This is a genomic window from Mesorhizobium metallidurans STM 2683 (genome assembly GCF_000350085.1).
GTDB classification, from domain to species: domain Bacteria; phylum Pseudomonadota; class Alphaproteobacteria; order Rhizobiales; family Rhizobiaceae; genus Mesorhizobium; species Mesorhizobium metallidurans.
Genome location: NZ_CAUM01000006.1, coordinates 90,458 through 114,399 on the forward strand (window position 1 = coordinate 90,458; position 23,942 = coordinate 114,399).

General features: G+C 63.7%; 24 protein-coding genes. 1 reads left to right on the forward strand and 23 read right to left on the reverse strand.

Annotated elements, in window-relative coordinates:
- Positions 1–17 precede the first annotated feature (17 nt).
- The 6 genes from truB to rimP form a co-directional block, all read right to left on the reverse strand.
- Complete coding sequence (gene truB / locus MESS2_RS01330; RefSeq protein ID WP_008872226.1) at positions 18–998, reverse strand: tRNA pseudouridine(55) synthase TruB; 981 nt, start codon at positions 996–998, stop codon at positions 18–20.
- Positions 998–1,435, reverse strand: coding sequence for a 30S ribosome-binding factor RbfA (gene rbfA, locus MESS2_RS01335; protein WP_040591767.1), 438 nt, complete (start codon positions 1,433–1,435; stop codon positions 998–1,000). The genes truB and rbfA overlap by 1 nt, the downstream gene beginning before the upstream one ends.
- Positions 1,436–1,645: 210 nt before the next feature.
- Positions 1,646–4,216: a translation initiation factor IF-2 gene (infB, locus tag MESS2_RS01340; RefSeq protein WP_008872228.1), complete on the reverse strand. Its 2,571-nt coding sequence runs from the start codon at positions 4,214–4,216 to the stop codon at positions 1,646–1,648.
- A complete protein-coding gene (locus MESS2_RS01345) occupies positions 4,213–4,863 on the reverse strand; it encodes an RNA-binding protein (protein ID WP_083918323.1) in 651 nt (216 codons plus the stop codon). Before MESS2_RS01345 ends, infB begins: the two co-directional genes overlap by 4 nt.
- Positions 4,864–4,901: 38 nt before the next feature.
- The gene (gene nusA / locus MESS2_RS01350; protein WP_008872230.1) at positions 4,902–6,497 is read right to left on the reverse strand and encodes a transcription termination factor NusA; all 1,596 of its coding nucleotides are present in this window, start codon (positions 6,495–6,497) and stop codon (positions 4,902–4,904) included.
- A 47-nt stretch (positions 6,498–6,544) separates the two neighbouring features.
- Positions 6,545–7,192, reverse strand: coding sequence for a ribosome maturation factor RimP (gene rimP / locus MESS2_RS01355; RefSeq protein ID WP_008872231.1), 648 nt, complete (start codon positions 7,190–7,192; stop codon positions 6,545–6,547).
- Positions 7,193–7,546: 354 nt separating this feature from the next.
- Here rimP and MESS2_RS01360 point away from each other — a divergent pair, with 354 nt between their 5' ends.
- Positions 7,547–7,711: a hypothetical protein gene (locus MESS2_RS01360; RefSeq protein ID WP_083918324.1), complete on the forward strand. Its 165-nt coding sequence runs from the start codon at positions 7,547–7,549 to the stop codon at positions 7,709–7,711.
- A gap of 75 nt (positions 7,712–7,786) precedes the next feature.
- On the opposite strand, the gene trmB is transcribed toward MESS2_RS01360, so the two are convergent.
- The 17 genes from trmB to MESS2_RS01445 form a co-directional block, all read right to left on the reverse strand.
- A complete protein-coding gene (gene trmB, locus MESS2_RS01365) occupies positions 7,787–8,503 on the reverse strand; it encodes a tRNA (guanine(46)-N(7))-methyltransferase TrmB (RefSeq protein ID WP_008872234.1) in 717 nt (238 codons plus the stop codon).
- Between the two features lie 11 nt (positions 8,504–8,514).
- Complete coding sequence (metK, locus tag MESS2_RS01370) at positions 8,515–9,792, reverse strand: methionine adenosyltransferase (protein ID WP_008872235.1); 1,278 nt, start codon at positions 9,790–9,792, stop codon at positions 8,515–8,517.
- A 373-nt stretch (positions 9,793–10,165) separates the two neighbouring features.
- Complete coding sequence (locus tag MESS2_RS01375; RefSeq protein ID WP_008872236.1) at positions 10,166–10,585, reverse strand: helix-turn-helix domain-containing protein; 420 nt, start codon at positions 10,583–10,585, stop codon at positions 10,166–10,168.
- A 142-nt stretch (positions 10,586–10,727) separates the two neighbouring features.
- The gene (lnt, locus tag MESS2_RS01380) at positions 10,728–12,320 is read right to left on the reverse strand and encodes an apolipoprotein N-acyltransferase (RefSeq protein ID WP_008872237.1); all 1,593 of its coding nucleotides are present in this window, start codon (positions 12,318–12,320) and stop codon (positions 10,728–10,730) included.
- Positions 12,321–12,413: 93 nt separating this feature from the next.
- Positions 12,414–12,884, reverse strand: a complete 471-nt coding sequence (locus MESS2_RS01385; protein WP_040591769.1) for a VOC family protein — start codon at positions 12,882–12,884, stop codon at positions 12,414–12,416.
- Positions 12,885–12,896: 12 nt separating this feature from the next.
- The gene (locus tag MESS2_RS01390; protein ID WP_008872239.1) at positions 12,897–13,970 is read right to left on the reverse strand and encodes a hemolysin family protein; all 1,074 of its coding nucleotides are present in this window, start codon (positions 13,968–13,970) and stop codon (positions 12,897–12,899) included.
- Positions 13,971–13,997: 27 nt separating this feature from the next.
- Positions 13,998–14,504 carry an rRNA maturation RNase YbeY gene (ybeY, locus tag MESS2_RS01395; RefSeq protein ID WP_008872240.1) on the reverse strand — a complete coding sequence of 169 codons (507 nt, stop codon included), beginning with the start codon at positions 14,502–14,504 and terminating at the stop codon, positions 13,998–14,000.
- A gap of 17 nt (positions 14,505–14,521) precedes the next feature.
- Positions 14,522–15,514 carry a PhoH family protein gene (locus tag MESS2_RS31895; RefSeq protein ID WP_244439837.1) on the reverse strand — a complete coding sequence of 331 codons (993 nt, stop codon included), beginning with the start codon at positions 15,512–15,514 and terminating at the stop codon, positions 14,522–14,524.
- An 84-nt stretch (positions 15,515–15,598) separates the two neighbouring features.
- Positions 15,599–17,008: a tRNA (N6-isopentenyl adenosine(37)-C2)-methylthiotransferase MiaB gene (gene miaB, locus MESS2_RS31900; RefSeq protein ID WP_008872242.1), complete on the reverse strand. Its 1,410-nt coding sequence runs from the start codon at positions 17,006–17,008 to the stop codon at positions 15,599–15,601.
- A gap of 64 nt (positions 17,009–17,072) precedes the next feature.
- Positions 17,073–17,873 carry a lyso-ornithine lipid O-acyltransferase gene (olsA, locus tag MESS2_RS01410; RefSeq protein WP_008872243.1) on the reverse strand — a complete coding sequence of 267 codons (801 nt, stop codon included), beginning with the start codon at positions 17,871–17,873 and terminating at the stop codon, positions 17,073–17,075.
- Positions 17,874–17,934: 61 nt separating this feature from the next.
- Entirely contained in the window at positions 17,935–18,429 is a 495-nt protein-coding gene (gene rimI, locus MESS2_RS01415; RefSeq protein ID WP_008872244.1) for a ribosomal protein S18-alanine N-acetyltransferase, read from the reverse strand.
- The gene (gene tsaB, locus MESS2_RS01420) at positions 18,429–19,106 is read right to left on the reverse strand and encodes a tRNA (adenosine(37)-N6)-threonylcarbamoyltransferase complex dimerization subunit type 1 TsaB (RefSeq protein WP_008872245.1); all 678 of its coding nucleotides are present in this window, start codon (positions 19,104–19,106) and stop codon (positions 18,429–18,431) included. Before tsaB ends, rimI begins: the two co-directional genes overlap by 1 nt.
- Before the next feature lie 161 nt (positions 19,107–19,267).
- Positions 19,268–20,374 (reverse strand): DUF1513 domain-containing protein, encoded by a 1,107-nt coding sequence (locus tag MESS2_RS01425; RefSeq protein WP_008872246.1) that lies wholly within the window; start codon positions 20,372–20,374, stop codon positions 19,268–19,270.
- Between the two features lie 3 nt (positions 20,375–20,377).
- Entirely contained in the window at positions 20,378–21,457 is a 1,080-nt protein-coding gene (locus tag MESS2_RS01430; RefSeq protein WP_008872247.1) for an imelysin family protein, read from the reverse strand.
- Positions 21,457–23,064: a di-heme oxidoreductase family protein gene (locus MESS2_RS01435; RefSeq protein ID WP_040591773.1), complete on the reverse strand. Its 1,608-nt coding sequence runs from the start codon at positions 23,062–23,064 to the stop codon at positions 21,457–21,459. The genes MESS2_RS01430 and MESS2_RS01435 overlap by 1 nt, the downstream gene beginning before the upstream one ends.
- A 12-nt stretch (positions 23,065–23,076) precedes the next feature.
- Positions 23,077–23,562 carry a bacterioferritin gene (gene bfr / locus MESS2_RS01440; RefSeq protein ID WP_008872249.1) on the reverse strand — a complete coding sequence of 162 codons (486 nt, stop codon included), beginning with the start codon at positions 23,560–23,562 and terminating at the stop codon, positions 23,077–23,079.
- Positions 23,528–23,839, reverse strand: a complete 312-nt coding sequence (locus MESS2_RS01445) for a (2Fe-2S)-binding protein (protein ID WP_006338010.1) — start codon at positions 23,837–23,839, stop codon at positions 23,528–23,530. Before MESS2_RS01445 ends, bfr begins: the two co-directional genes overlap by 35 nt.
- Between the last annotated feature and the right edge of the window lie 103 nt (positions 23,840–23,942).

Sequence of the window (23,942 nt, forward strand, 5' to 3'; positions counted from 1 at the left end):
AGACTAGACGATGGGACTCACCCGGCAAAGACCCGCTTGGGCTTGAACATGCCTTGCTCGATGGCGCCGATGGCGACCAGCTTGCCGCGCGCGGTGGCGCAGGCTTCCTCCGCCTCCACCGGCGCGTCGCGGCCGCGAATGATGACCGGATTGCCGAGGCGGATTTTTGTCGCCGCATCGTCGCTGATTGCAATCTGCGGCAGGCAATCGAGCGCCGCTGCCGTGTCGACCAGAAGCGCGTCGATGGCTGTGAAGTCGACCGGCAGGTCGGGAGCGTCGGATGCATCATCGGCCGTGTCCGGATCCTCATCGCCCTGTTCGCCGAAACGCGCTGCCTCCAGCTCGGCGATGGTGACGAAATCGTCCTGCGTGAACGGCTCGACCTCGATCCGGCGCAGCTCGGCGATGTGGCCAAAACAGCCGAGATCGCGGCCCATGTCGCGGGCCAGCGAGCGCACGTAGGTGCCCTTGCCGCATTCGACCTCGAAAATGGTGTGATCAGCATTGTGCTCGACCAGGTCGAGACGGCCGATCTCGATCTCGCGCGGCGGAATGTCCACCGTCTCGCCCTCGCGAGCCAAGTCGTAGGCGCGCTCGCCAGCGATCTTGATGGCCGAGAACTGCGGCGGCGTCTGCATGATGATGCCGGTGTATTTCGGCAGGAGCGCGCGAACATCGGCTTCCGGCGGACGTTGCTTGGAAGTCTTCGTCACCGGACCTTCGAGGTCATCGGTCGAACGCTCCTCGCCCCAGGCAACGGTGAAGCGATAGATCTTGGCGCCATCCTGGACGTAGGGCACCGTCTTGGTCGCCTCGCCGAGCGCGATCGGCAGCATGCCCGAGGCGAGCGGGTCGAGCGTGCCGGCATGGCCGGCCTTTTCCGCCTGGAACAGCCATTTGATCTTGGAGACGGCTTCGGTCGAGCCCATGCCGACCGGCTTGTCCAGCACCAGCCAGCCGGAGACCGGCCGGCCTTTCTTCCTGCCGCGGCGCGCCACTATTTTTCGTCCTTGTCGTTGTCTTGGTTCTGGCCGTCAATCTGGGCGTCCGGGCCGAGATCGCGCGCCACTTCCGGTGACTTCAAGAGATCGTTGATCCTCGCGAAATTGTCGAATGACGTGTCGAGCCGGAAGCGGAATTCCGGCATGTATTTCATTTGCCGCAATGCGCCTGAGACCCGGCCGCGGACGAATTTCGCGTGTCGATTGAGCGCCTCGACCACTGCACCGGCATCGCCGGCGCCGAGTGGCGAGACGAAGGCGGTGGCGATCTTCAGATCGGGCGACATGCGCACTTCGGAGACCGAAACCACGGCATTCTCGATCAGCGGATCGATGATCTCGCCGCGCTGCAAGGTTTCCGACAGCGCATGGCGCACCTGTTCGCCAACGCGCAGCATGCGCTGGGATGGGCCTGATGTGGTTGGACGGGGCATTTCTTCTTGTCCTGAAATCGTGAGGCTCGGGATGGGACCAGGCCACATGTCTCATAGAGCCTGCTCCATCCCGATAGAATCGGAATGGACTAGGCTCCATCTTTTTGTTTGACCATAATCTTATCCGAAAACCGGATTCCACTTTTCGGGATCATGGCATCAGGCGGCGGCCTTTCGACCACCGCCCGGTCATTTCGATAGTATACGAACTCAGAGTGTCCGGGTCACCATCTCGACTCGGAAGCACTCGATGACGTCGCCGACGCGCATGTCCTCGTAGTTCTGGAAGGCCATGCCGCATTCCTGGCCGCCGGGGACTTCCGAGACCTCGTCCTTGAAGCGCTTCAGGGTCTTCAGGGTGCCTTCGTGGATGACGACGTTGTCGCGGATCAGGCGCACGCCCGCGCCACGCTCGACCTTGCCTTCGGTGACACGGCAGCCGGCGATCTTGCCGACCTTGGTGATGTCGAATATCTCGAGGATCTCGGCATTGCCGATGAAGGTCTCGCGACGCTCCGGCGAGAGCAGGCCCGAAAGCGCCGCCTTCACGTCATCGACGAGGTTGTAGATGATCGAGTAGTAGCGGATCTCGATGCCCGCCGCTGCGGCAGCGGCGCGCGCCTGCGCATTGGCGCGGACGTTGAAGCCGATGATCGCAGCGCCCGAGGTCTCCGCCAGCGACACGTCGCTTTCGGTGATCCCACCGGCGCCCGCATGGACAATGCGCGCCCGCACCTCGTCGGTGCCGAGCTTGTCGAGCGCAGCGTTGATCGCCTCGATCGAGCCCTGCACGTCACCCTTGATGACCAGCGGGAATTCCTTCAGGCCACTCGTCTGCAATTGCGACATCATCTGTTCGAGCGAGCCACGCTGGCCAGCATGCTTGGCCACCGCCTTCTCGCGCGCCAGACGCTGGCGGTATTCGGTGATCTCGCGGGCACGAGCCTCGTTGTTGACCACGGCGAAGCGGTCGCCGGCCAAGGGAGTTCCCTGCAGACCGAGCACTTCCACCGGCATCGCCGGCGGCGCTTCCTTGACCTGCTCGCCGCGATCGTTGACCAGCGCGCGCACCCGGCCCCATTCGTTGCCGGCGACGAGAATGTCGCCCGGCATCAGCGTGCCGGTCTGCACCAGCACGGTGGCGACGGGACCACGGCCCTTGTCGAGCTGGGCCTCGATGACGACGCCTTCGGCGGTACGGTCCGGATTGGCCTTGAGGTCGAGGATTTCGGCCTGCAGCAGGATCGCCTCGAGCAGCTTGTCGAGATTGGTGCCCTTGGTTGCCGACACTTCGACGTCCAGCACCTCGCCGCCCATCGATTCGACGAAGACCTCGTGGCGCAGCAGTTCGGAACGCACCTTCTGCGCATCGGCCTGCGGCTTGTCGATCTTGTTGATCGCCACGATGATCGGAACACCCGCCGCCTTGGCGTGGCTGATCGATTCGATCGTCTGCGGCATCACGCTGTCGTCGGCCGCCACCACGAGGATGGCGATGTCGGTCGCCTGGGCGCCGCGGGCGCGCATCGCCGTGAAGGCGGCGTGGCCGGGCGTGTCGATGAAGGTGATCTTGTGACCGTTCTTCTCGACCTGATAGGCGCCGATGTGCTGGGTGATGCCGCCGGCCTCGCCGGACACGACATTTGCGTTGCGGATGGCGTCGAGCAACGAGGTCTTGCCGTGGTCGACATGGCCCATGATCGTCACCACCGGCGGACGCGACTCGAGGTCTTCGGGACGGTCGGCGATGTTGAACAGGCCTTCCTCGATGTCGGACTCGGCGACGCGGCGAACCGTATGGCCGAATTCAGTGGCGACCAGTTCGGCCGTGTCGGCGTCGATGACGTCGCCCGGCTTCAGGATCTGGCCCTGCTTCATGAAGAACTTGACCACGTCGACGGCGCGCTCGGACATGCGCTGCGCCAGTTCCTGGATGGTGATGGTTTCGGGCAGGATCACTTCGCGCATGACTTTCTCGCGCGGTTCGTTGTGCATCGCGCGCTTGAATTTCTCCTGACGGCGACGCATCGACGACAGCGAACGGGCGCGCGCATCCTCGTCGGAAAGCGCGGTGTTGAGCGTCAGCTTGCCACGGCGGCGGTCTTCCTCGCCCTTGGTCGGCTTGGCCGGACGCGCCACTTCGGGCGTGACCAGACGGCGGACCGGAGCACCGGCGCCGGCGCGCTTCGGCTTGACGTCCTCGTCGTCGTCGGCGGTCGCCAGTTCGGCGGCCAGCGGGGCGCGGCGGCGCGCCTCTTCCTCGGCACGGCGACGGGACTCGGCCTCGGTCTGCAACCGCGCCTCTTCCTCAGCCTGACGGCGCGCGGATTCCTCGCGCTCGCGCTTGCGGCGCTCTTCATCCTCGGCGCGGCGCTTGGCCTCTTCGACAGCGCGCTGGCGATCCTCGACGTCACGCACCTTCGACCCTTCCAGGGCCCGGCGGCGCGCTTCCATCTCGTTGCGCGACAATTCGTTCAGCACCATGCCGCTGCGTTCGACCGGCGGCGGAGGCGGCGGCGCCTTGGGCGCTTCCTGCACGACGGGCGCTGCCGCGACCGGCGGCTTCGGCGTGAAGACGGACACAGGAGCAGCAGCCGGCTCCGGCTTGTCGCCGGGCAGCGAGAACTTGCGCTTCTTGGTCTCGACGACGACCGACTTGGTGCGGCCGTGCGAGAAGTTCTGGCGCACTGTGCCCTGTTCAGTACCGGGGCGCTTCAGCGTCAAAGTCTTCTTCGGCGTAACACTCAACGTCTTGTCGTCGCCCGATTTCGTATCGCTCATTCCATATCCTCTGCGGCATCATCTTCGTCAGCAACGGCCGCAAGCATTGCCAGATCGTCCGGGGAACCGCCCCGATACCGGTCGAGCGCAACCATGCGCTTCTGGACCGCCCTGCCCGCGTCTCCCGCGAGAACGGCAGCATGTATCACATTTGTGCCCCCCAATGCCAAGCTCAACTCGGCCTCGGAGAAAAGTTTGTAGGCAAGGATGGCGGGACCGCCGAGATGGACGGTTGCCCGCCGCGCCTGGCTGATCTTGCGCACGCCATCGTCGGACGCCTCGGCTGCGTGGAGCACGAAAAGCGCCAGGCCGCCGCGTACCGCGCTCTCGACCTTGGTGGCACCGAGCGCGATCGCGCCTGCCTTGCGAGCAAGGCCCAGCATACCCAGAGCGGATCTGGAAAGCAGCCCGTCAACCATGCCACCGAGGTCGGCCGGCACGGCCACCTGCGCCTTGAAGGCGCGGGCAAACAGGTTTTTCGCAGCCGCCTTGTCGATATGTAGGCGGTCGGCCGTCACCCAGCAACCGCGGCCGGGCAGGTTTTTCTTGATGTCCGGAACGACGGCCGAATCCGGGCCGACGACGAAGCGGATCAGTTCATCCGGTTCGGCCTGTCTGCGCGTAACGATGCAGGTGCGATCGTTCATCTCGTCCAAGGGCGGGTTGTGTGCGATGCGGTTTCACCTCACGCACCAACGGCTTCGTCAGCCGGCGCTTCCTGGGCCGCAACCTCGTCCTCGGTGATCCAGCCAGCCTTGAGGCGGGCAGCCAGAACCATCTGCTCGGCATCGGCCCGCGACACGCCGTGATTGGCGAGCACGCCGGGGAACACCTTCGTCTCGCCGTCCTTGCGTTCCTTCCAGCCGGTCAGGTCGTCGGCCGCATAGCCGGCGAAATCCTCGATTGTCTTCACGCCGTCCTCGCCGAGCGTCACCATCATGGCGGTGGTGACGCCGGGGATCTCGCGCAGTTCGTCCTCGACACCGAGCGCCTTGCGCTTGTCGTCGTGCTCGGCCTCGATCTTTTCCAGATATTCGCGGGCGCGGGTCTGGATTTCCGAAGCGGTGTCCTCATCGAAGCCGTCGATCGAAGCGATCTCGCCGGCATCGACATAGGCAACTTCCTCGACGCTGGTGAAGCCTTCGGAGGCCAGCACCTGGCCGACCATCTCGTCGACGTCGAGGGCTTCCATGAACAGCGACGAGCGTTCGACGAATTCCTTCTGGCGACGCTCGCTCTCTTCCTGCTCGGTCAGGATGTCGATATCCCAGCCGGTGAGCTGCGAGGCAAGCCGCACGTTCTGGCCGCGGCGGCCGATGGCCAGCGACAGCTGGTCGTCTGGCACCACGACCTCGATGCGCTCGGCGTCCTCGTCGAGCACCACCTTGGCGACTTCGGCCGGCTGCAGTGCGTTGACGATGAAGGAGGCAGCGGAAGGCGACCACGGAATGATATCGATCTTCTCGCCCTGCAACTCGCCGACCACCGCCTGGACACGGGAACCGCGCATGCCGACGCAGGCGCCGACCGGATCGATCGATGAGTCACGCGAGATGACGGCGATCTTGGCGCGCGAACCCGGATCGCGGGCCACCGATTTGATCTCGATGATGCCGTCGTAGATCTCCGGCACTTCCATGGTGAACAGCTTGGCCATGAACTGCGGATGGGTGCGCGACAGGAATATCTGCGGACCGCGCTGCTCACGGCGCACGTCATAGACATAGGCACGGACGCGGTCGCCATATTTGTAGTTCTCGCGCGGGATCAGCTCGTCGCGGCGGATGATCGCCTCGCCGCGGCCGAGATCGACGATGACGTTGCCGTATTCGACGCGCTTGACCGTGCCGTTGACGATCTCGCCGATGCGGTCCTTGTATTCGTCATACTGGCGGTCGCGCTCGGCCTCGCGCACCTTCTGCACGATGACCTGCTTGGCCGACTGGGCGGCGATGCGGCCGAAATCCATCGGCGGCAGCTGTTCGGCGATGAAGTCGCCGAGCTGGGCGTCGGGATTGCGCTCACGCGCCGAGGAAATGGCGATCTGGGTGGCGTAATCGTCGACCTTCTCGACCACTTCCATCAACCGCTGCAGCTTCATCTCGCCGGTGTTGGCGTTGATGTCGGCGCGGATGTTGGTCTCCTGGCCGTAGCGCGAACGCGCCGCCTTCTGGATCGCATCGGCCATGGCGGCGATGACGATCGACTTGTCGATCGACTTTTCACGCGCGACCGCGTCGGCGATCTGCAGCAGTTCAAGCCTGTTGGCGCTTACAACCATTTCTTTTCTCCCGAGCTTGTTGCCGAGCCTTTGCGCCGGCAGCCCAATCACATTTCCTGTTCGGTTTCTTCCGTGGCGTCCGCTTCCACGCCGTCTGGCGCGTCATCTTCGGGTTCGCCGCGGCGTTTCCTGGCTTCCTTGCGCGCCCTGTTGTCCTTCGACAGGGCATCGCGGATGAGATCGTCGGTCAGCACCAAACGCGCATCGGCAATCGCGTCGTAAGGCACGCGCACCGTCGGCTCTTCGCCATAGGCGGCCTTATCGCGCTCGATCAGCACGTCGTCTTCACCGGCCTCGGTGATCTTGCCCTTGAAGCGCTTGCGGTCGGCGACCAGGACCGAGGTCTCCATTTTCACCAGATGACCGGTCCAGGTGACGAAATCCGACTTGCGCACCAGCGGCCGGTCGATGCCGGGCGACGACACTTCGAGATGATACGCCTTTTCGATCGGATCATCGACATCGAGCGCCGGCGACACGGCGCGGCTGACCTCTTCGCAATCCTCGACGGTCATGGTGCCGTCCTCGCGTTCGGCCATGATCTGCAGTGTGAGCCCGTTCTGGCCCGACAGATGCACCCGCACCAGGCGGAAACCGATGCCGCGCAGCACCGGCTGCACGATCAGCGCGATACGCGCATCGATGCCGCTTTCGCGGATGATACGGTCGTCGGCCTGGCTTGCCGCTGCGGTCATTCGATCCTGTCGCTATCTTTTCCGTGACTGGCCGGCGGGTAATAAAAAAGAGCGGGACCGGGTGGACCCACTCTTCGTCATACCGACCAAGAATTTGAGGCTGATATAGACGATCCCGGCCCGCGTTTCAAGTCTGCCGTGCGGTGTGTGTCGTAAGCAGATGAGTTGTCCGGTTTGGTAGCACGTGAGTTGTCCGGTTTGATCTTTGGCGAATAGGGGCGGGGGAGGAGACTGCCAGCCTTGCGCCTGACGCATGGCCACCATGCAGTAACACGGCTGTGACTGAAGACATGTCACGCCTATCTATGTTGCATTGCACAAGAGCGCGCGGTGGCGCGCGAAAGGTTTGATATCATGGGCAGCCGTAAACTGTTTTCCGCCATTGGCGACATCTTCACCACATTCGGCAGCGCCGTTGCCGCGTCGAGGGCCGTCGAAGCTGGCCGCAAGCCGCGCGCCAACGATCTGCGCAAGCTCGGCATGGATCCGGCCGCCTTCGACAAGATCGGCCGTTTCTAAAGCGGCTTGCCTGCTGGCGTGGTGCCTTGGCCTATCTGAGCGTCACGCCGTGACGGTGATACTTCCGAAAATGCGCTATTTTCGAACGAAAGTGAGATAGGCCGGCCGCCGGCGCTCGCGGATGGCTTTTGCCTCGTAGCGCGTCCCCGGCCAACCCTCGTAAGGCCGATGCCAGTCGACCGCCTCGCCGGCCTGCCAGGCGAACGCATTATGCGCCCGGCAGTTGAGCAGCGTCCAGTTCACGTAGCTATCGATATCGGAAGCAAAACGGAACTTTCCGCCTGGCTGCAGGACGCGCGCGAAACGGTCGAGATTGAGCGGACTGACGAAGCGCCGCTTCCAGTGTTTCTTCTTCGGCCAAGGATCGGGATAGAGCAGATCGATGCCGTCGAGCGAAGCTTGCGGCAGCCAGTCGAGCAGGCGCGTGGCGTCGTCGTCGTAGACCCGAAGATTGGCGAGCGGCCGTTCCCTGACCGCCATCATCATCTTGGCCATGCCGTTGACGAAAGGCTCAACGCCGATAAAGCCTGTCGCCGGAGCCGCCGTCGCGCGATGCAGCAGATGCTCGCCGCCGCCGAAACCGATTTCGAGGTGGATGGCGCCAACATCGGCTACGAACAGGCTGCGCAAATCGGCCGGCGGTGCCGCCGTCAGCTCAAGCCTGTATGTCCTGAAACCGGTTTCCAGTGCCGCCTGCTGCTGCGGGCGGATGGTCTTGCCGCGCCGGCGGCCGAAAAACGCTTCGGTCGCACGGCTTGGCCGGTCTTTCGGATCCCGGTCTTTCGGATCCATGGGCGCCGCGGTTAGGCGGCGACCGGGTCGGCGACTGCGTCCTTGAGCGCCTTGGCCAGATCGGTCTTCTCCCAGGAGAACGACCCGTCACGGCCGGCCTTGCGGCCGAAATGGCCGTAGGACGACGTCTTGGCGTAAATCGGCTTGTTGAGATCGAGGTGGCGACGGATGCCGGACGGCGACAGGTCCATTACGCTGCGCAGCGCCAGTTCGAGCCTTGCCTCATCGACCTTGCCGGTGCCGTGCAGGTCGACATAGACCGACAGCGGCTGGGCGACACCGATGGCGTAGGAAAGCTGGATGGTGCAGCGGTCGGCGAGCTTGGCCGCCACGACGTTCTTGGCGAGGTAGCGCGCCGCATAGGCGGCGGAGCGGTCGACCTTGGTGGTGTCCTTGCCGGAGAAAGCACCGCCGCCATGGGGCGCGGCACCGCCGTAGGTGTCGACGATGATCTTGCGGCCAGTCAGACCGGCGTCGCCGTCAGGCCCGCCGATGACGAACTTGCCCGTCGGATTGATGTACCAGTTGCAATTGTCGGCGATCTTCAACTCGCCAAGCGCCTCGCGGATATAGGGTTCCACGACCTTGCGGACCTTCTTGGAATCCCATGTCGCATCGAGATGCTGGGTCGACAGCACGATCTGCGTTGCCTCGGCAGCCTTGCCGTCGATATAGCGGACCGTGACCTGGCTCTTGGCATCCGGGCCAAGCCGGCCGGCCTCGCCATTGCCCTCATGGCGCGCGGCGGCCAGCAGTTCGAGTATCCTGTGGCTGTAGTAGATCGGCGCCGGCATCAGGTCGGGCGTCTCACGGCAGGCATAGCCAAACATGATGCCCTGGTCGCCGGCCCCTTCCTCGCCCTGGCGGTCGGAGGCATTGTCGACGCCCTGGCCGATATCCGGCGACTGGCCGTGCAGCAGAACGTCGATCTTTGCCGTCTTCCAGTGGAAGCCGGCCTGTTCGTAACCGATTTCGCGGATGGCCTTGCGGGCGACCGATTTGAACTTCGCCGGATTGACGATCGGATGGCCGGCGGCATCCTTCAGGATGTTGCCTTCCTTGTCCTTCTTCAGCAGCGTCTCGGGGACGCGCACCTCGCCGGCGATCACGACGCGGTTCGTGGTCGCCAGCGTTTCGCAGGCGACGCGGACCTTCCAGGGATCCATGCCGGTTTTCCTGGCCTCGCGATAGACCAGATCGACGATCTCGTCGGAGATACGATCACAAACCTTGTCGGGATGACCCTCGGCTACAGATTCCGAGGTAAAGAAGTAGTTCTGCCGCGTCACGGGTGTCCCCTCTCGAAAAAATATCGGCAGGCTGCCGATCCTGGCGCGCCACGTGTTAGCGGTGCCAGCAGCCGCTCGTCAAGCGGCGTCGCCGCTCCGGCGTGAATTTCGATGCTATTATCTTCATATCCTACTATCTTTATGTCCGTATCCCTAGATGGCGGCAAGGCGCCGCCATCGTCCCTACTTTTTGCAGGCTGCAAGAAAAAGGGCTTTTGGGGACGCGTGTCGAGCAAAATCGATCCCCGTCCCGCCGTGTCCATGGAACGCCAATTCCACAATGCACGCGACCACGAGAATTTGCATGCCCGGCTACGCCGCCCCTTCTTTTTCGACCCTTTCAGCAGCCTGCCAGATCAATCGACTTCCCAGATCAATCGACTTCATCGACGGAAAGGGCTTTCACCAGTTCGATGATCTTGCGGCGAACCTTTACGTCGGCGATCTTGACGAAGGCCCGGTTGAGCTGGAGCCCTTCCGGGCTGCCGCAGAATTCGACGGCAAAAGCCATCGATGTGTCTTCGGCAAACCCGCGGTTACCCACGACCTCCTGGCCTGGCGCATCCTCGAAAAAGAAGGCGACGGGCACACCGAGAATCGAGGCGATTGCCTGCAAGCGGCTGGCGCCGACGCGATTGGTCCCCTTTTCGTATTTCTGTATCTGCTGAAAGGTAATGCCGAGGTTCTCGCCCAGCTTCTCCTGACTCATTCCCAACATGTTGCGCCGAAGCCTGACACGACTTCCGACATGGATGTCGATAGGATTCGGTTTCTTCTTGTTCTCTTCTGTCATTATTTTTCCTCGCCGAATTTTTCCGGCTTTTTCTATTTTTTTCCTGCCCAAACGAGGCCGGCGGCCAGTGCCCCAACACTACGACCTACCGGCTTCGAGAAATTTCAGGCGCTTACAGTATGAGTTTCTAATGTGTCGACTGTCAATTCACCCGTAGCCTTTGCCTTACATTCAATGCGCCTGCCGCAAGGGCAAGCAGCAACATGATCAGCATTCCGTTAATGCGTCTTTGGCCGGAGGAGATGATGGCTTGATTGGAAATCGGTACGCGGACATCGATGGCCCCGCGGGCGTCGATCGCCAGCGCGTCGACGATGCGTCCACGCGGATCGACCACCGCGGAAATGCCGGTATTGGCTGCGCGCAAGAGGGGCACCCCGTTCTCCACCGCACGAACCTGCGCCTGTCTGAAATGCTGGTAGGGGCCAGGCGTGTCCCCGAACCACGCATCGTTCGTGAGGTTCACAATAAGCTCGGCTGACGTAGCGTCAACCGCTACCAGATCGGGAAAGATAACTTCATAGCAAATGAACGGAAGCGCACGGATGCCGCCGGGGAGCGCAATCGGATGCCGTTCGTTGCCGGCCGCGAAATTCGTCGGCCCTGCGACCAGCTGCTCGAGCCCGAAGCGGCCGAGCAATCCGGCGAACGGCAGATATTCCCCAAACGGCACCAGGTGAACCTTGTCGACGGCATCGGCGATTTCGCCCTTGTCGTCGATGGCCACCACCGAATTATAGTACCGCGCGTCGGCATTGGACGCCGAGCCGCCCTCCTCCCGGACGATGCCGGCGATCAGCAACTGGCCGTCGCCGAGCATATCTCCCAGCGCCGTCAGCGCATCGGGACGTTCGGTGAAAAGAAACGGCACGGAGGTTTCCGGCCACAGGATCAATTGCGGCTTGTCATGGCCAGGCTCGGGCGTCTTGGCCGAGAGCCCCATCATGGTGGCGAAGATGCGGTCGCGCACCGAAACGTCCCACTTCTCCGAAAGGTCGACGGCCGGTTGCACGATACGGACATTAAGGCTCCGCTCGGCCGGCTTCTCCGGAGCGGCAAGCCTGACATAGCCGAAGCCGACATCAGCCGCGACGAGAAGGACGAGCAGCACAGCACCCAGGCGGACATGCCGGCGCGCCGCAAGCAAGGCCGGCAGTGCGAAGACGAAGACCGCCAGCGCGTTCATGCCGACCATGCCTGTCACCGACACGCTCTGCATCAGCAAGGGCACCGGCATCGCGGCGTAGCCGATTGCATTCCAGGGAAAACCGGTGAACAGGAAGCCGCGCAGCCACTCCGCCAGGGCAAAACCGAAGGCAAGGGCGGCGATGCGGCCGATGTCGTTGCTCCACAGCAACCGGGCAACCACCGTCGCGAAGCCGTAGAAGAAGGCAAGCGCCAGCGGAATTCCGACGACGGCGAAGGGAAGCGCCCAGGCGAAGCTGTCGGCCTCGACCAGAAGTGCCTGGCCGATCCACCACAGGCCAGCAAGGAAATAGCCGAAGCCGAACCACCAGCCGATGGCGAAAGCCGGCCGCAAACGCCTCAGCCAGCCATCGGAAGCTTCGCCGGTCGCGCCGTCGAGCAGCCAGACCAACAGCGGAAACGAAACGAAACAGACGGCGAAGAAATCGTAAGGCGCCTGGGCCAGAACCGCCAGCGCCCCGGCAAGGAACGCCACCAGTGCGCGCCGCCAACCCCAAAGCAGAATTATCCGGCCGGCATGGCGCTCCATGTACACTTTCCCGAGTCGCGCGAATCAGGGAGCAAGATTTATCAGGCCGCGGCCTGGTCACCAAACCCGGATAAGCACGACCTGATCGCTGCGCTATCGGTGCCAGCCCTCGATCCGCAGGCCACTCAACCGCTCAGCCTCCTCGCGTGGAACGGAGCGTATGGTCTGCGTGAAGGTCCAGACATGGCCTTCGGGGTCGCGCGCCCGGTATTGCCGTTCGCCGTAGAACTGGTCGGTGGGTTCCTGGACGATCTCCGCTCCCACCGTTCGCGCATGCTCGCAATGGGCGTCTATCTCGTCCTTCAGGCGTACATAGACCGACTGCGTGTTCTTGCCGCCGAGCGAAGCCGGGCTGGCGACGTGGTCGGCCCATTCGGAATCCACGACGATATAGCCATCGCCGAACCGCATCTCCGAATGGACGAGCCTGCCATCGGCGTCGCTGACAATCGTGCTCGGCTCGAAGCCGAAGGCCATTTCAAGCCAGACCAATGCAGCCCGCGGGTCCTTGTAGAAAATCCCCGAACCAAGGACCGAATGCCTGAACGGGTCATCAACTGTCACGGCGGCCGATTCTTAGGCTTGTTCGGCGCGGGCGGCGCGCCGGCGCCGCTCGCCCTTCTGGGTCTCCACGATGCGCACGCGCTTGACCCGGCGCGGATCGGCATCCAGCACATGGAATTCGAAGCCGGATATGGCCTGCACCACCTCGCCGCGCGCCGGAACGCGGCCAAGCGTATTGAAGATCATGCCGCCGATGGTGTCGACATATTCGCCATGCTCGCCGGCAGAAAAATCCTCGCCGATCATCTTGGTGACCTCATCGATCTCGGCCTTGCCATCGACGACGAACACGCCCTCACCGGTCTGGGTGATCATCGGCTCGTCGTCATCATGCTCGTCCTCGATGTCGCCGACGACCATCTCGACGATGTCCTCCAGCGAAGCGAGGCCGTCGGTACCGCCATATTCGTCGATGACCAGCGCCATCTGGGTGCGCGTCGTCTGCATGCGCGCCATGAGATCGGAGGCGAGCATGGACGGCGGCACGAACAGCACGGGGCGGATCAGGTTCAGATCGCCGATGGTGCGCGCGAGATCGACCTTGGCGAGATCGAGAACCGTCGCGACCGGCGTCTTTCTGGGCGTCCTGCCCTTTTTGACGCGGGCGATCTTGGTGATATGGGCCAGCACGTCGCGGATATGGACCATGCCGCGCGGATCGTCGAGCGTCTCGGAATAGACCGGCATGCGGGAATGGCCGGACTGTTCGAACAGCCCCAGAAGATCGCCGAGCGTGGTGGTGATCTCGACCGCCTCGATGTCGGCGCGCGGCACCATGACATCCTCGACGCGCACTTCGCGCAAGCGCAGGATGTTGTTGAGCATAGCCCGCTCGCCGGGCGAGAAGGATTCCGCATCGCTCGTCGTTTCGGCGAGCGCGCCGGCAATTTCCTCGCGCAGGCTGGTGCCGTTGCGCTGCCTGAACAGGCCGAGCATGCGATCGAACAGGGAAGGACCGGCAGGCGATGGCTCGCTGGCGATGCTGCCGGTCGTGGTACTCGGACTCGAGCCCTCTTCCGCCGTTTCGGAAGGCTTGGTCGCACTGCCGGCGTCGGGGCGGGCGGCAGTTTCTGGTTTGTCGTTCATCGTCGTCCGGTCAATTGGTCTTTTTAGTTACGCGTAGGGATCGGGAATGGCAAGCCTCGCAAGTGCCGAGCGCTCGATTGCTTCCATCTCCTCGGCTTCGGTATCGGCCTCGTGATCGTAGCCCAGCAAGTGCAGCAGGCCGTGGATGACGAGATGGGTGATATGGTTGTCCAGGGGCTTGTCTTCCAGGGCCGCTTCGCGGGCGACTGTCTCGGCGGCCAGCACGATGTCGCCCAGCATCGGCGGCAGCGGACCGCCCTTCACGAAAGGAAAAGCCGGAAAAGACAGCACGTTGGTCGGTTTGTCCTTGCCGCGCCAACTGGCGTTGAGGCCGCGGATATGGGCGTCGTCGGAAAAAACGATGCTGAGTTCGGAACGCCCGGCCGCGCCGGTTTCGGCAAAGGCGGCCAGCACGGCGCGATCGACCAGCCGCGTCAGCGCGGCCTCACCGGGCCAGTCTCCCGCTTCGATCGATATATCGATGTCGACGGGAACCGAAAAATTCCCGTCGCCGGACTTTCTGTCTTCAGCCATGAGGCCGCATCGTCACATCAGCTCTCGGCGCCCAGGCCACGCGCCAGCTTGGCGTCCCGGTCATAGGCCCTGACGATTTCCGCCACCAGCGGATGGCGAACGACGTCGCCGTCGCCGAAGCGCACGGTTACCGCGCCCGGCACGCCGTCGAGGATGCGCAACGCTTCGACCAGGCCCGATTTGGTGTTCGAGGGCAGGTCGATCTGGGTCGGATCGCCGGTCACGATCATGCGCGAATTCTCGCCGAGGCGGGTCAGGAACATCTTCATCTGCATCGGCGTGGTGTTCTGCGCCTCGTCGAGGATGACGGCGGCGTGCGCCAGCGTGCGGCCACGCATGAAGGCCAGCGGCGCGATCTCGATCACCTCGGCGGCGATCGCGCGCTCGACCTTGTCAGCCGGCATCATGTCGTAAAGCGCGTCATAGAGCGGCCGCAAATACGGATCGACCTTCTCTTTCATGTCGCCAGGCAGGAAGCCAAGCCGTTCGCCGGCCTCGACCGCGGGACGCGACAGCACGATGCGTTCGACCATGCCGCGTTCGAGCAGCATCGCCGCATGCGCCACCGCCAGGAAGGTCTTGCCGGTGCCGGCCGGGCCGATGCCGAAGACAAGCTCGGACCGCTCCAGCGCGCGCATATAGGCGTCCTGGTTGAGCGAACGGGCGTAGATCGTCTTCTTGCGCGTCGATATCTGGGCCGCGGAGACCTTGCCCTTGCGCTCCAGGGTCGGCAGCGTCAGCTGATCGTCAGCGGCGATCGCCATGCGCACGGCGCCATCGACATCCGACTGGCCGATGTCGACGCCTTTCTGGAGAATGCCGTAGAGATTGTCCAGGGCGCGCCGTGCCTGCTCGGCGGCCGAGGCGGAACCCTTGATGGTCAACTGGTTGCCGCGCGAGCGGATATCGACGCCGAGCTTCTGCTCGAGCCTGGCCAGGTTCTCGTCGAACTGGCCGTAAAGGGCGCTGGCAAGCTTGTTGTTGTCGAAAGTCAGAACGATGTGCGCCATATCAGAGGCCCCTGAAGGTGGATCCTGGGGCAGGTTCTTCACTTCCGCAGCGCTCAACCGTCTCTCCTCATCTGCCGAGACCCCTCAGGCCAATTCGGCGAACAGGCTATTGTAGCCCGTCTTCGTGATTCGTACCTGGATAATGTCACCGATTTCGCCGGCCTTTTCATCAACAATAACCGGCTGCAACCAAGGCGAGCGGCCGACCTTCTGGCCCGCCTGGCGGCCCGGCTTCTCGATCAGCGTGTCAATGACCCTGCCGACCAGGCTCAAGCCGAAATCCTGCTGCTGCTTCAAGAGCAGCGCCTGCAGCCGCCGCAGGCGCTCGTCCTTGACCGCTTCCGGCACATGGTCGGCCATCTCGGCGCCCGGCGTGCCGGGGCGCGGCGAATATTTGAACGAGAAGGCCGAGGCATAATTCACCTGGCGCACCAGTTCCATCGTCGCCCCGAAATCCGCGTCCGTCTCGCCGGGGAAGCCGACGATGAAATCGCCGGAAAGCGCGATATCCGGCCGCGCGGCACGAATACGGTCGAGCAGCGCCAGATAGTCCTTTGCCGTATGCCGGCGGTTCATTGCCTTGAGGACGCGATCCGAGCCCGATTGCACCGGCAGATGCAAATAGGGCATCAGCGCAGGCAGGTCGCGGTGAGCTTCGATCAACTCGTCGTCCATGTCGCGCGGATGGCTGGTGGTGTAGCGCAGCCGCGCCAGGCCGGGAATCTCGGCCAGCCTGAACAGCAGCCGGCCCAGGCCCCATTCAGCGCCATTTTCGCCCTGGCCATGCCAGGCATTGACGTTCTGACCAAGCAGCGTCACCTCGCGCACACCGGCCGCCGCCAGCCGTTCGGCCTCGGCGACGATCTGCGCCACCGGCCGTGAAACCTCCGAGCCGCGCGTATAGGGCACGACACAGAAGGTGCAGAATTTGTCGCAACCCTCCTGCACGGTGAGGAAGGCGGTGACGCCGCGCTTGATGATCTCGGCGCGCCTGGGCTGCGGCAAATGATCGAATTTGTCCTCGATGGCGTAGTCGGTCTCGACGATCTTTTCGCCGCCGCGCACCCGTGCCAGGACATCGGGTAGACGGTGGTAGGTCTGCGGACCGATGACCAGATCGACGGCCGGCGAGCGGCGGATGATCTCGGCCCCCTCGGCCTGCGCCACGCAGCCGGCAACGCCGATCAGCATCTCGCGCCCGGCCTGAGCCCGTTCGGCCTTCATCTCGCGGATGCGACCGAGCTCGGAATAGACCTTTTCCGCCGCCTTTTCACGAATATGGCACGTGTTGAGCAGCACCAGATCGGCCTCGCCGATGGCATCGGTCGCCACATAGCCGTCAACCGCCAGCGCATCGGTCATGCGCTGCGAATCGTAGACGTTCATCTGGCAGCCATAGGTCTTGACGAAGACCTTTTTGGCAGGGGCGGATTCTACGACCTCGGCCGCAATGCCGACGTCGTCCCGCTCTATCGTGATCGTGTTCAAGTCCATCCGGCGGCTTCTAACGCCTTTCCGTGACAAAAAACAGACGATTCTGGCTGGGTACTGTTTGGGCTCACCGGCTCGGGCGCGGATCGGCGAGCGCCGCCCGCATCATGTCACGCACCTGACTTTCCATCAGCCTTGCCGTTTCCTTGCGGTTGGAGCCCTTGGAAAAGGCAACGGGATCGCCGAAATGCACCTCGACGTCGAGACCGCCTTGCGCCATCAGCATCTTGAGGTGCGGCATCAGATCCTCATCGCCGATCCAGGCGGCGATCGGCCGGTGCCGGCGGCCGAGCGGCACGCCGTGCAGGCGCGTATAGACGATCGCCACCGGCTGGATGAAGACCTGTTCCGCCGCGCCCTCGGAGATCGCCATCGAAGCGGCGCCGAATAGCGTGCTCTTGAACGGCAGGACCACGTTGCCGTCGCCGGTCGAGCCTTCGGCAAACAGCACCATGGCGTCGCCCTTGGCCATGCGGTTGGCGATCTCGCTCGCCTGGTCGCCCGACGAGCGCTTGCGCTCGCGCTCGATGAAGACGGTGCGCTGCAGTTTGGACAGCATGCCGATCAGCGGCCACCCTTCCATGTCAGCCCTGGCGATGAACTTCACGTCGACCATGGAGCCGAGCACCATGATGTCGGTCCAGGAGATGTGGTTGGACGCAACCAGCAGCGGACGCTTGTCGGACAGCGCACCCCTGACGTGGATGCGCATACCCAGTGCCCTGACGATCATTCTGTGCCAGATCTTGAGGATGAAGGTTTCCGGCCACCAGCCGGTTTTCATCGACAGCATCTGCAATGGCACGAGGATCAATGAGCCGGCGATGACGAGGCCAAGCGCCAGGAAAATCCTGATTTTTCCGATCATGCGGTCCTGGCCCTGCCCCGGCTTCTAGATAGAATGACGTGCGTCCACTTTCGGGCCTGCGCTAGCGAAGATCGCGGCGCATGACAAGCGCGCCGGTGGGGCCGTGCTCCGGCGATCTGTAGTAATTGGCGCGCTTGCCGACCTGGCGGAAGCCCAGCCGCCGGTAGAGCGCGATGGCGGCGACGTTGGTCTCGTCGACCTCGAGGAACAACGCTTCGGCGCGCTGCGCATGCAGCTCGCGCAGTACGGCATCCATCAATTGCCAGCCGAGCCCCTGGCGGCGGTGGGAGCGCGCCACCGCGACAGTGAGGATCTCGCCTTCGCCGGCCGCCAACCGCGCCAGCACGAAGCCGACCGGCGGCTTGCCGCCCTGTCCGGTCTCGCGGGCAGCGTAGCCGAACACCGTGTCCTGCTCGAGCAGCGCGGCGAACTCACCATCTGTCCAGGGCCGCACGAAATCCTCGCGATGCAGTTCGGAAACGGCCGGGCTGTCGGCAATCGTCAGCGGCTGAAGCGCGTAGTCCCTGCGGCGCGGCTGGAGGAAAGGAATGCGCATCAGTTTTTCTGCCTTGATAGGATGAAGCCCGCTTGCGGCTTGGCGTCGGCGCCGCGCAAATAGAGCGGTTTCGGCTTTTCGCCTTCGCCCTTGGTAGCAGCCAGCCGGGCATAGACGGCGATGTCGGCGGTGGCGCTTGTCGGGCCGATGTCGAAGGCCCGGCCGGCCGATGCGGCGATCTGCGTTGCCGCCGTGCCGGCAAGAACCGGCAAACTGTCAACCGCCATGGTGACGGCCTGCGGAAGCGTGGTTACCGCCGGACCATAACGCAGAACCGAGCCTTCGTCGTAAAATGCCGCGTGGATTTCCTCGCGCCCGGCATCAAGGGCGGCAAGCGTCGCGCGGCCGGAAAATGTCGTCACCGCCTCCGCCGCCAGCGCTTCCAGCGTCGTCACCCCGATCGCCGGGATTTTCAGCGCCAGCGCCAGGCCGCGCGCTGCCGACACGCCGACGCGCAGGCCGGTGAAGGAACCTGGGCCGACCGAGACCGCGATGGCGCCAAGGCCGGCATAGCTGGTTCCACCGGCTTTCAGGGCTTCGTCGATGACAGCCATCAGATGCTCGGCATGGCCCTTGCCGAGATCGAGCACTGAACGGCCAAGCTCTTTGCCGGCCGCCGCGTCATAGACGCAGGCGGCGCAAAGATTGGCGGCACAGTCGATGGCAAGCAACTTCATGAAGCGGCCGGTTGGAGCATGGGTTCGAAAAACAGTGGTTCCCCTCTGCCTGCCATGGCCCGTCCCCGCAAGGGGATAATGCATAAATCGTTTGACGGCTTCGCTTCGACCTCGCTTGAAGGTAACGTTCGACGAACATAACCTTCAGGAAACCAGGAGCGCTATGCGACCTGCTCGATGCGCAACATGTGGTTGTCCCAGACATAGTCCGGTTCGGAGCGTGTCGCACCGCCCGCCTCGACGATTTCGCCCGTGCCCGTCGTTGCCATGAAGCCCTTTCCATCCGGCGCCACGCCACAGACCTCGACCAATGCGCTGGTGGCAAGGATGCGACCGCTGGCTGTGTCGATGACGGTCAGTGAATTGCCTTCAGGCGAGGACACGGCGACGGTGCCGGCGGCGGGGTTCGCAGCGACCGAGCCGATATAGTTCCTGAAGCCCGAGAGCACGTCCTGCGGCATGTCGAGCAATTGCAATTCCTTGCCGCGCGCGGCGCGCCCGACCAGCAGCGGATGGTCGGTGCCCGGCCCCCGGTACTGGCAACCGAACCAGATCGTGCCGGATTGGTCGGCATCCATGTGGCGGATCGACAGTTGGTGCAATGCGGGCGGCAGTTCGTGCTTCTCGATGAGATCGCCGGTGATCCTGTCGACCAGCACATAGGACGGCTTCATCGTCGCGATGTTGAGCTCGGCGCGGCCATAGTCCGGATGGGTCTCGATGCCGCCATTGGCGACGGCGATGGTGCGGCCATCGCCCAGCAGCAAAAGCTCGTGCGGCCCCATGCCGTAGGTCGGGAACTCACTGATGCGCTTGAATTTTTCGCGCGCATCGTAGATGCCGACGACGCCGGCGGCATTGTCGAAATCGTTCTCGGTGGCATAGAGCAGCGCACCGTCGGTCGAAAACACGCCATGGCCGAAGAAATGCCGGCCGGGGATGCTGGCAATGGTCAGCGGCGCGGCACGGCCGGCGTGGTCGAAGACCACGGCAAAGGTGCCGGGCTGCCTGGCGAAAACCACCGAGCGCTTCGACACCGGATCGAAGGTGACATCATGGCCGCGGTCGGGCAGGTCGATCGCATGCAGCAGCTTGCCCGCTTCGGACAGGATGGCCGCGCCATAGCTGCCGTCGCGCTTGACGAAGGCGGTGGCAAAGACTGCATCCGTGCCAAGCGTATTTGCCCAGGCCTTAGGCGCCATTGCCGCGATAAAACCCGCGCCGGCGGCCTTGAGGAAATCGCGGCGGTCGATCAAAGGCGTGCGCATCGCTCAGTCTCCGTCCAGCGAGGAGAAGCCGGCCGTCAAGCCGAACTCGGCGGTCAGCCTGGCGCCTACCAGGGTCGTCAGGCTGGATGTCACCAGCGAAAAATGGTCGAGCTTCTGGCGTTGCGCAGGGTCGGCAAGCGCCTCGGCGATCGGGCCTTTGACGGCCGTGGCGTCGGCGGCCCCGTTGACGAGCTGGATGTGGATCGATTCCGCCATCCAGCGCGCTTCGGGCGGCAACGCGTCGCCAAGCCGCGAGGCCTGGAACAGCGCGTCCATCCCCGACAGATTTCCGGCCAGCGAACGCGTCGTGTTCCCGGAGCGCCAGTAGATCGCCTGTTTCGGCTTGTCGGCTTCCGGGCTGCCGCCGAAAAACCCTTTCAGCCGCACGTCGCGGACCATTTCCAGCTCATTGATGAAGACGCCGACCAGTTCGGTCACTGCCTCTGTGCCGTCGCGATAGAGCGCATTTTGCGGCCCGGGATTGGCCCAGAGTGCTGCAAATCCGTCCGGCTTGTTCCAGGCGTCGCTGACATCGCCGGCAATCGTTTCGATGTTGCCGGCGACAGCCGCGCCATAGGCGCAACGATAGGGATCGTCCTTGCCGGCGAGCGTTTCCGCGCCGTCGCCGTAAAGCACGAATTCCAGGGCGCCGAGCCCTTGCATGGCGACGCTCTTGCCGGCCAGTTGCACCGGATCGGTGGCGGTCGGATCCTTCCCGGCCAATGCCGCCTGCACCTGCTTCAGGCCGATGCTCTTGCGGTCCGGCCAGTAAAGCATGCGTTCCAGCCGGTTGTTCTCCTTGATCGGCCCGAAACCGATGATCTCGGCGACCGACCAGGCATCGACCGTGGCTGAGAACTCGGCGCGCGCCGCATCGAGGTCCTTTTGCGAGGGCGCGGCGCACAGATTGCGCATCGATCTGGTCAAGGTAGCAGCGTGCTGGTGGAGGCTGGCATAGGCCGGTCGAACGAAGCCGTCGACCGATCGCTGGATGATTTCGGAAGCCTTCACCGCCGCCGACGCCGGGTGGGCACCGAGCAGAGCCAACGGTAGAACAAGAGCACGCAAAAAGCGTTTCACCATCAGAGCGACTCCAGGAATTTGACCAGTGCATCGCGGTCGGCCGCATCGGCGGCGGCAAAGCGATCGCGCGCCTTCCGTGCCTCGCCGCCATGCCAGAGGATCGCCTCCGCCAAGGTGCGCGCGCGACCGTCATGCAGGAAAAAATTGTTGCCGTTGACCGTTTTGGTCAGGCCGATGCCCCATAGAGGCGGGGTGCGCCATTCGCTGCCCGTCGCCTCGCCCACGGCCTGTCCGTCGGCCAAATCCGGCCCCATGTCGTGCAGCAGGAAGTCGGAATAGGGCCAGATCAGCTGGAAAGCCTGCGCCTTGTTCGGCGCGTCGCGACGGGTGACGAATTTCGGCGTGTGGCAGGAAATGCAGCCCATGTCGTAGAACAGCTTCTTGCCGGCGAGTACTTGCCCTGTGTCGAGATCGCGCCGCGCCGGCACGGCCAGGTTTTGCGAGTAGAAGGTGACGAGGTCCATGACCGGCGGCGCCGCCTCGACCGGACCCAGGCGCTTCTGCACACCGTTCGGCATGGCAAGACATGCCTTTTCGGCAGTGGTGCAGTCGCCCTCGCTTTTCGGCATTTCGGACGTCGAGATGCCAATGTCGCCCGAGAATGCGCCCGCCGCCTGCTCGCGGATCGACGGCTTCTGCGCCTTCCAGCCAAAGCGGCCAAGCGTCGGCTCGCTGCTCCGGCTGTCACGCACGATGTTGGGCTTGCCCGAAATGCCGTCATTGTTGCGGTCGTCCGGATCGGCATGGGCAAGGATGTCGGCCGGTGCTATCTGCTCGATCAGGCCGAGGCCGATCATCGGCGGCGTGAGACGCGGCGACAATGTTGTGCGCGGATCGAGCGGCCCGTATGCCAGGCCATCGACCGAATAGCTGGGTTTGCGCAGCGAAACGACGCTGCCGTCGCCGAGCGTCACCTTGCGTTCCCTGTAGTCGACATGCATCCTGCCTTCGCCCTTGAGGCCCGGCACCGCCAGTTCCTGCAGTTGCGAGCCGTAGACCGGATCGGGGAAATTGAGCACCTTGCGGTCGGCGAGCGCGGCTTTCTCCGCCTCATTGCTCGCATCGCGGGCCAGCCGCAGGAACATCGAGGTGGTGCCCGCGTCTCCTTCCGGCGGACGGCCGCGACCGTCCTTCAGATGGCAATTCTGGCAGGCCCGTTCGTTGAACAGCGGGCCAAGCCCGTCCGAGGCCTGCGTCGAGGAGGGCGAGGACACCCAGTTCTTGCGGAACAGGGCGTTGCCGAGCTTGAACGTGCCTTCTTCCTCGAAGGTGATGTTGGCGGAGGATTGCGAGAAGGCGTCGCGGTTGACGTCCTTGCGCGACGTGCCGGCGCCGCCCTGCATCAGCTCGAACTGCTCGGGCTTGGAAAAATCAGTGGTCGGCTTGGTGACGGCGATGACGCGCGTCAGATCCTTCGGCGTCAGATCGGCGCGGCTGGTGGCGAGGCCCGCCGGCTCAGGCGGGCCGGCCAGCGCCGAGGCGGCAAGCGACGCCAGAACGGCAAGCGAAAGCCCGCGAAGCAATCCATATCGCGGGCTTTGGAGGGACGGCAGGCCGTAATTCGCGGCCCGCCGCAAGCGGCGCAAGAATACTAGGTGGCGCCGCATTCCCGCATGTCCTTAATCCGATTCGTCCGCCGATGCGGCGTTGAGCTGGCCGTATTTTTCCTCGCCGATCGAGGCAAGCAGGTCGAGTTGCGTCTCGAGGAAGTCGATGTGACCTTCCTCGTCGGACAGCAATTCCTCGAACAGTTTCATCGACACGTAGTCGCCTGCTTCTTCGCAAATCTCGCGCGACCGCTTGTAGGCGGTGCGTGCGTCATATTCGCCGGCAAGATCGGATTCGAGCACTTCCTTGACGTTCTGCCCGATGCGGAGCGGCGCCACGGACTGCAGATTGGGGTGCCCTTCCAGGAAGATGATGCGGGCCACGAGCCGGTCGGCATGGTGCATCTCCTCGATCGATTCGGCGCGTTCCTTCTTTGCCAGCTTGGCGTATCCCCAGTCTTCCAACAGCCGGAAATGCACCCAGTACTGATTGACGGCTCCAAGCTCCAGAAACAGAGCCTCGTTAAGCCGCTCGATGATCTGCTTTTCGCCCTTCATGGGTTCTGCTCCCGTATTGGATGCGCAGGCCTCTGACGCGATCCAGGTGTGAAACGATGTCCACGCCGCTCGCCTCCGAGCGGGCGTGGTAGTTCTCGGTTACCCGAATGATCGTTTCGACCACATTTGGGAAGCAGCCGCAACAGCGACCGCGCTTCTGCATGGCATGATAGATCTTCGCCGGCACGATCAATTGCCAGGGATCCTGATCCAGCAGCCCGACGATCGTCTGCTCAATCTCCTTCTCGGTGATGATGTTGCAATGGCAGATCAGCATTCATTTGCCCTGGCTGACGGCGTTCCTCGGCGCCGTGTGGCTTGTTTTCTCAGTCGAGCATGGCCTTTTCCGAAAACCGGCTTCCACTTTTCACTTTCGCGGA